At 65.8% G+C, this 7,088-nt stretch carries 7 protein-coding genes; 6 read left to right on the top strand and 1 reads right to left on the bottom strand.

Translation table 11 applies throughout. The features are described 5' to 3' along the window. The 4 genes from ABF648_RS08030 to ABF648_RS08015 form a co-directional block, all read left to right on the top strand. The coding region (locus ABF648_RS08030; protein ID WP_415631773.1) for a hypothetical protein at nt 1-467 on the top strand (467 nt) is incomplete at its 5' end. 40 nt (nt 468-507) lie between these two features. Next, nucleotides 508-714, top strand: a complete 207-nt coding sequence (locus ABF648_RS08025) for a hypothetical protein (protein WP_415631772.1) — start codon at nt 508-510, stop codon at nt 712-714. Nucleotides 715-890: 176 nt separating this feature from the next. Continuing rightward, entirely contained in the window at nt 891-3,431 is a 2,541-nt protein-coding gene (locus tag ABF648_RS08020) for a phosphoesterase (RefSeq protein WP_415631771.1), read from the top strand. Nucleotides 3,432-3,490: 59 nt separating this feature from the next. Continuing rightward, a complete protein-coding gene (locus tag ABF648_RS08015) occupies nt 3,491-4,111 on the top strand; it encodes a hypothetical protein (RefSeq protein WP_415631770.1) in 621 nt (206 codons plus the stop codon). Nucleotides 4,112-4,282: 171 nt separating this feature from the next. Here the strand turns inward: ABF648_RS08015 and ABF648_RS08010 are convergent, their stop codons facing one another. Continuing rightward, nucleotides 4,283-4,843, bottom strand: a complete 561-nt coding sequence (locus ABF648_RS08010) for an amino acid-binding protein (protein WP_415631775.1) — start codon at nt 4,841-4,843, stop codon at nt 4,283-4,285. Nucleotides 4,844-5,150: 307 nt separating this feature from the next. Between ABF648_RS08010 and gatC the strand changes: the two genes are divergently transcribed. Further along, a complete protein-coding gene (gene gatC / locus ABF648_RS08005) occupies nt 5,151-5,459 on the top strand; it encodes an Asp-tRNA(Asn)/Glu-tRNA(Gln) amidotransferase subunit GatC (RefSeq protein ID WP_415631769.1) in 309 nt (102 codons plus the stop codon). A gap of 97 nt (nt 5,460-5,556) precedes the next feature. Further along, nucleotides 5,557-7,083 (top strand): Asp-tRNA(Asn)/Glu-tRNA(Gln) amidotransferase subunit GatA, encoded by a 1,527-nt coding sequence (gene gatA, locus ABF648_RS08000; RefSeq protein WP_415631768.1) that lies wholly within the window; start codon nt 5,557-5,559, stop codon nt 7,081-7,083. Nucleotides 7,084-7,088 lie beyond the last annotated feature (5 nt).

The raw sequence follows: 7,088 nt of genomic DNA, 5'->3' as shown, positions 1-7,088 counted from the left end.
CCCCGGCCCCGCCCCCGGTGGGGGGGGCCCCCCCCCCCCCGCGCGGGGGGGGGCCCCCGGGGGGGGGGGGGGTCGGCCCGGCCCGGGGGCCGGCGGCCCCCGCCGGCGGAGGGGACATCGCGGTCGTGCACAGTTGCGCCAACGACATCCCCCTCGACCAGCTGCTCGGTTGTGGTGCAGACGCGCTCAGCATCCCCACTCAAGACCTGCTGCAGGAACAATGGGAGCTACTGGCCGAATGGTTTCGTGGAGGCGGTCAGCTGTGGGCCGGTCTGCTGCCCACCGCTCAGCTGGCTGCGGGTAAGGCCTTTCTTGCGCGCCGGCTCGACGGAATCTGCGAGCACCTGGGCGCCCCACCGGAGACGGCCGACAGACTTGTCCTCACCCCGGCATGCGGGATGGCAACCATCGATCGGAGTCTGGCCTGGCGAGCACTCGAGGACCTGGTCGGCACCGCAGCCGGTTGACAGGCTCGTCCCACAGAGATCGGCCTCTACACTGGCCGCCATGGGCAGGTATTTCTCCGATCTCGATCTCGACGACCCCGCACCTGTCAGGGCCCGGCCGAGGATCGGGGAGTGGGGGCCCGATCTCGTGCCCACGACGCGCCGGAAAATGATGCTCCGCGTCTGGGTTGGGACAGCCTTCGCCGCAAGCATCGCAGCGGTGGGCGTCCTGATGTATCTCTTCTACCGGATGCTGATGAATCAATGATGAGTGGGGCGGGTTCCCGCCCGAGTTGACCTCGGCAGGGCCCGTTGAGCTGTGTGTAGCCCCAGGTGTATGAGACGACACAACCTGTGAGATGTGGTCTGCCGGCCACCTTGCGGTGGCCCGCCGTTCACCTTGATGGCTGAACTGGGCCACCTTGGCGCTATAGACCAAGGGCCATGTCATCAGTGCATTTTCGCTCCAGGAGAATCCTGGGCGCTCTGGCCTCTGCCGCGGTCATCGCGGCGGGTACTGCCATCCCGATCCATTCCGCGGTTGCCGCCCCCAGCAGCGCTGCGGGATCGACGACCATCACCTCGACCGGCCTCAAGCCGGGCCAGGTCAAGCATGTCTGGCTCATCATCCTGGAGAACAAGTCCTACGACTCGACCTTCACCGGACTGAACCAGAACTCCTATCTCTGGAAGACGCTGCCCAGCCAAGGAGCCCTCCTGAAGGACTACTACGGCACCGGGCACTACAGCATGGACAACTACACCTCGATGGTCTCCGGCCAGTCCGCGTCCATGGACGTGCAGTCCGATTGCGATGTCGCGAACACGAACATGGGTTCGTCGTCGAGCATCGTCACCGCCCACTCCGGCAGCACTTTCGGGCAGACCGACAACTACGGGCAGGTGATGGCCAACGGAGAGGCCAACTCCCCCGATGGCGAGAACGGCTGCACCTATCCCAAGGACGTGCCCACGCTGTTCAACCAGCTCGATGCCGCCGGCGTCTCCTGGAAGGGATACGCGCAGGATTTGCGCAACCAGCCCGGACGCGAGGACGGTCTGGCCGGATCGCCGGGAACCCTGGCCAACAACCCCACGACGAACCCGCGCAAGATGCAGGCGGACGCCACCGACAAGGCGAATGGCATCACCTCCTTCACCGGAGCCCAGGCCAATGACCAGTACGTCGCCAAGCACTTCCCGTTGCCCTGGTTCCATTCGATCGTGGGGGACAAGGGTGATGGCTCAGATGCGCTCACCACTCCCGTCAACGGTGGTACCGACTCCGATTCCTCCCACATCGCGAACTCCGATGATCCTTCCAATGGGCTGGTCTCCGACCTGTCGAAGCCGTCCGACCAGGTTCCTGCCTTCAACTGGATCACCCCGAACAACTGCTCCGATGCTCATGACGCGGTGTGCGTGGGCAACAACATGTCCGGCGTGTTCGACGACAACGGCAACCCGGACTATTCGCTGCCGCTCAACACACCGCCCAAGAACTACACAGGCGGTCTGTATGCCGGTGACCTGTGGCTGAAGTACTACATCCCGCTCATCGAAAAGTCGGCTGCCTTCCAGGACGGTGGCCTGATCGACATCACCTTCGACGAGGCCAACCCGCCGTTCTACGGCATGAGCTTCGACAACGCGACCGACTCCAGCGCCGTGGCGCAGGACGCCAAGGAGAACGAGAAGTACCAGTACGGCACACCCGGCCCGGCTGCCAGCGATCCCGGATACGATCAGTATCCGGCCGGTCAGTTCCCACAGCCCGGACAGATGGCCAAGAACTATGTGAATGCCGATGCCGCGGGGCAGAACATCAACGGCCAGAACGTGAATTGGGAGCCCACCGGCCCGAACTCGACCCTGGGCACCGATGACAACGGCAATCAGCTGTATCCCGGCCCCGGCGACAACGGCTTCATCACCCGTCCGCCGTCCTGCGAGCAGGACACCAAGCTGGTGAATGCCGACAAGTCAAACTGCGTGGAGGGCGCCAAGAACACCGGCTCGGCCTTCTCAGGGGCGACCGAGTACGTGGCAACCGCCGCACCAGGCTCTATCACCGTGAACCTCCCGGGGTCGGCGCAGAAGGGCGTGGCGAGCACCAAGGACATCGGCAGGGCCGTCACCGGAACCGGCATCCCGGCCGGCGCCTATGTGGGTCAGGTGGCCAATGCCGGGCCGAACAAGGTGTCCACCTCGTCGCAGGCACCCAGCGATGCCACCATCACCCTGGTGGACAAGAACGGCACCCCGCTGCCGACCACTGCTGCCGTGACGGACATCACGCTGTCGGCCACCGGCGTGCCCGGCCACCTGGAATCCGGTCAGACACCCCTGGACACCTTCAACGCCCAGGACGCCACACCCGGCGGGGGTGACACCGGTTCGGTGCTCATCTCACCGCTGATCAAGCCCGGGACGACCTCCGAGGTGAACTACAACCACTACTCGTGGCTGCGCACCATGGAGGACATCTTCCAGGTGAGCAACGGCAAGGACCACAACCAGCTCACCGCCGGCACGGTCTCCGGCGGACTGGACGATCTGGGTCACCTCGGCTATGCCGCGCAGGCAGGCCTGATGCCTTTCGGTACCGATGTCTTCAACAATCTGCCGGAGGACCAGCAGAGCGCATCTCCCTCGCCCAGCGCCTCCGCCTCCGGATCGCCTTCGGACACCGTTTCGGCAAGCCCGTCCGCATCGGGCTCTGCTCCGGCGTCCCCCTCGGGCGCCCCGTCGGCAAGTGCTCCCGCTTCCGAGCCGGCCTCGCCCTCGCAGTCGTCTGCTGGGACCAATCCGGTCGTACCCCCCTCCCACCCGGCGGCACCGACGGGACCAGGCACCCACGGCCCGAAGAATCCTGGCCTGCCCCTCACCGGCGGCGAGATCGGAGGACTCAGTGTGGCAGCGATCGCCGCTCTCGCCGGCGCCGCCGGCCTGACCCGTTTCCTCGTCCGCCGCCGGCGCCACTGAACCAGCTGATCGCGGTGCCCTGGCGCAATGGCCAGGGCACCCAGGAAAGCGAAAACATCGTGAAATCACAGACAAGACCCGCGGGGCGCCGGTTCGGCGGCGCGCTGCCGACGTGGATGGCCCCGGCAATGGCCGCGACCGTCCTGGCGGTGGCCCTCACCGGATGCACCGGCTCGCACACCTCGGTGAGCCCCGACCAGCAGCGCGAGCAGCTCGCCGCCAGGCCACTGCCCAGCTACATCCCGAGCAGTGCCGCCGGCAATACGCTCATCGACGGCACCGCCACCAAGCCCGCCGTCTCCATGCAGGGCGTGCCGGTGAGGGCGAATCTCGCCAATGGCAGCACAGTCGTCATGAATGTCGTCGGCCCCGATGTGGACCGCAGCACCGGTGATCCTGACGCCGAGTCGGTGGACTGCGGCTTCAGGATCACCTTCGAACAGGCCTCGGCCACCATCCCCTTCGCACTCGACCGGATCACCGCGACCGATGACGCGGGCGGCATTCACCAGTTGGAGCTGGCGGACAATTCCCCGAAGCCTCCTGCCACTCTCGAACCGGGGCAGCAGGTGACCGTCTCGGTGCATGCCATGCTTCCCCCCGGCGAGGGACTCATCCGCTGGGCACCCGATGACAATCACGTGATCGTGGTCTGGGACTACATCGCCGAGATCGACTGATCACATCTCAGTAATTGTGCTGAACAGTTGCGCCCAGTTCAGCAGCTTTCCAGGGCAATGGCCGGTCCCCGTTTTCCGGGGGACCGGCCATTGCATGTCTCTCATCGCTGGTGAGTTCGGCAGGCAGCAATCGAGGCGCCGGTCCATCGCACCGGATGCGGGACTCAGCGCTCAGCGCGCGGCTGAAGCCAGATGCTCCAGGCGGAACAGCTCCGAATCGAGAAATGCGGGCCCGCCCTGACGGCCGAGCAGCAGCGTGCGCTCCTCGTCCACCGGTGCGCTGGCCACGGTCACCTCGCCCCAGTCGGGCATCCAATCGGGGCCCATCTCGTGACGTGCAGGTTGGGACAACTCGCCGAGCGCCCCGATCTGTTCGACGGTGAAGTCGGGAGCCTTGGCCGTGCTGAAGTGCACGGCACCGTTCTTCCGGTTCACCAGTGCAGCCCATTCGCACCGGAAAACCGTGGGGGCGTCCTGGGCGAGAATGATGGCCGCCTCGGAACGGTTCTTGGACATCCGGTTGATGACTTCGATGTCGCTCTCGATGTTCCACTGGTCGGGGTAACGGGACAGCCAGAGCACCCGGACATCGGGGACCTCGGTGCAGGCGGAGATGATCGTCTCGGCGAGGGAACCCGGTGGCATGGTGAGGATGAAGTCGTCGATGACACTTCCGTCGCCATGCTTCTCCACGATCTCTATCGCACTGATGTCAGCACCCACAGTTCCCATTGCCGTGGCCACATGGCCCAGGGCACCAGGACGATCGGGCAGTTCTACGCGCAGGAGCAACACGTCCACAGTCTTTCAAACCAGGGCAAATTACTCGTGCAGGTCCGCATTAAGGTCGTGTTTCGGGGCTTGCCGGCGCGTTCGTGGGAAGATCAGTACCGCATGTCGTCCCCCGCCGGGCTCTGAGACATGTCGGGCTCTCGGCCTTGTCCTGGCAGGTCGATAGGATGGGCCGCCGGAACCTCCCCTCGGTACGGGTGGGTGCACAACAGTGGTGGGTGTGAGTCGTGCCCGCCCACGAAGGAGCATGATCGTGGCCATAACGCCGCAGGACGTCAGCCGGCTCGCCGATCTGGCGAGGGTCGAACTCACCGACGACGAATTGGCCGAACTCGCGCCGCAGATCGACGTCATCCTCGACGCGGTCGCCAGCGTTGCCGAGGTGGCCGATCAGGACATCGAACCCACCTCGCACGCCGTGCGGCAGGTGAACGTCTTCCGCGACGACGAGCTGCGTGAGTCCATGCCGCCCGAGAAAATGCTCGCCGGGGCACCGGCCAGCGTCGACCAGAGATTCCGGGTGCCGCGGATCATCGACGATTCGAATGCCCAGTGAACCCGGTGGAACTCGTGAACCCAGACATACCCATGCATTCAACGAACCCGCTGCATTCGACGAGCACAGTGAACTCGCACGCCCGGGAGGAGCTCCTGTGAGTACCGATGTCTACACCGCCGACGCCCTGGAACTCGGCCGCCGGATCGCTGCGGGGGAGCAGTCCTCCGTCGAGATCACCCAGGCCTTCCTGGACCGGATCGATGACGTCGATGGCCAGGTGAACGCCTTTATCTGCGTCGAACCCGAGGATGCACTCGCCCAGGCCGCAGCGGTCGACGCTCAGCGCGCCGCCGGCGAGTTGCCCTCCCCACTGGCCGGAGTACCGGTCGCCGTGAAGGATCTGCTGTGTTACCAGCAGCTGCCGACCACGGCCGCCTCGAAGATTCTGGAGGGCTGGTGCCCGCCCTATGACGCAACAGTGGTCACCAAGCTGCGGCAGGCCGGCCTGGTGATTCTGGGCAAGACCAATCTCGACGAGTTCGCCTGCGGTGGCTCCACCGAGAACTCGGGCTACGGGCCCACCCACAACCCATGGGATCTCGACAGGATCCCTGGCGGTTCCAGCGGCGGCTCGGCCGCGGCGCTGGCCGCCCGCGAGGCACCGCTGGCGATCGGGACCGACACGGGGGGCTCGATCCGTCAGCCTGCGGCGATGACCGGAACTGTGGGCGTGAAGCCCACCTATGGTGCGGTGAGCCGCTATGGGATCATCGCCATGGCGTCCAGCCTCGACCAGTGCTCGCCCGGTGCACGCAATGTCACCGACACGGCGGCGCTGCACGAGATCATTGCCGGGCATGACCCCAGGGATTCGACCTCTCTGCCGGTGGAGGTACCGCCTGTTCTCGAAGCAGCACGGTCCGGCGATGTGCGGGGCATGCGTATCGGCGTCGTGAAGCAGTTGCGCGGTGAGGGCTATGCCCCCGGCGTGCGGCAACGTTTCCGCGAGGCACTGACGGTTCTCGAAAAGGCCGGGGCCGAGATCGTCGAGGTGAGTTGCCCGCACTTCGAGCAGGCGGTGGCCACCTATTACTTGATCATGCCCAGTGAGATGTCCAGCAATCTGGCGCGCTACGACGCGATGCGCTACGGGCTGCGCGTCGGTGACGACGGCACCCGATCCACCGAGCAGGTGATGCGTCTCAGCCGCGGCAAGGGATTCGGCGCCGAGGTGAAGCGCCGGATCATTCTCGGCACCTATGCGCTGTCGGCCGGTTACTACGACGCCTACTACGGATCGGCGCAGAAGGTGCGCACGCTCATCGCCCAGGATTGCGAGTCGGCCTTCCAGACGGTGGATGTGCTCGTCTCGCCGGTCGCGCCGACCACGGCCTACAAGATCGGGGAGAAGATCAACGACCCGCTCGCCATGTACATGGGCGATCTGTGCACAATCCCGAGCAATCTGGCCGGATTGCCTGCCGGGTCGTTCCCCTGCGGTCTGGCACCCGAGGACGGCCTGCCGGTGGGATTCCAGGTGATGGCACCCGTGCTCGACGATGACAGGGTCTATCGCGTCGGCGCCGCCATCGAGCGTGAACTCACTGCGCAGTGGGGCGGCCCGCTGCTGGCGAAGGCCCCGGCACTGAACGCTTTGAACCACCAGGAGGCCGGCAAGTGAGCAGC

The organism is Propionibacterium sp. (assembly GCF_047719395.1).
In the GTDB taxonomy this organism is placed as follows: domain Bacteria; phylum Actinomycetota; class Actinomycetes; order Propionibacteriales; family Propionibacteriaceae; genus Propionibacterium.
This window is presented reverse-complemented; position numbering and strand designations above follow the sequence as displayed.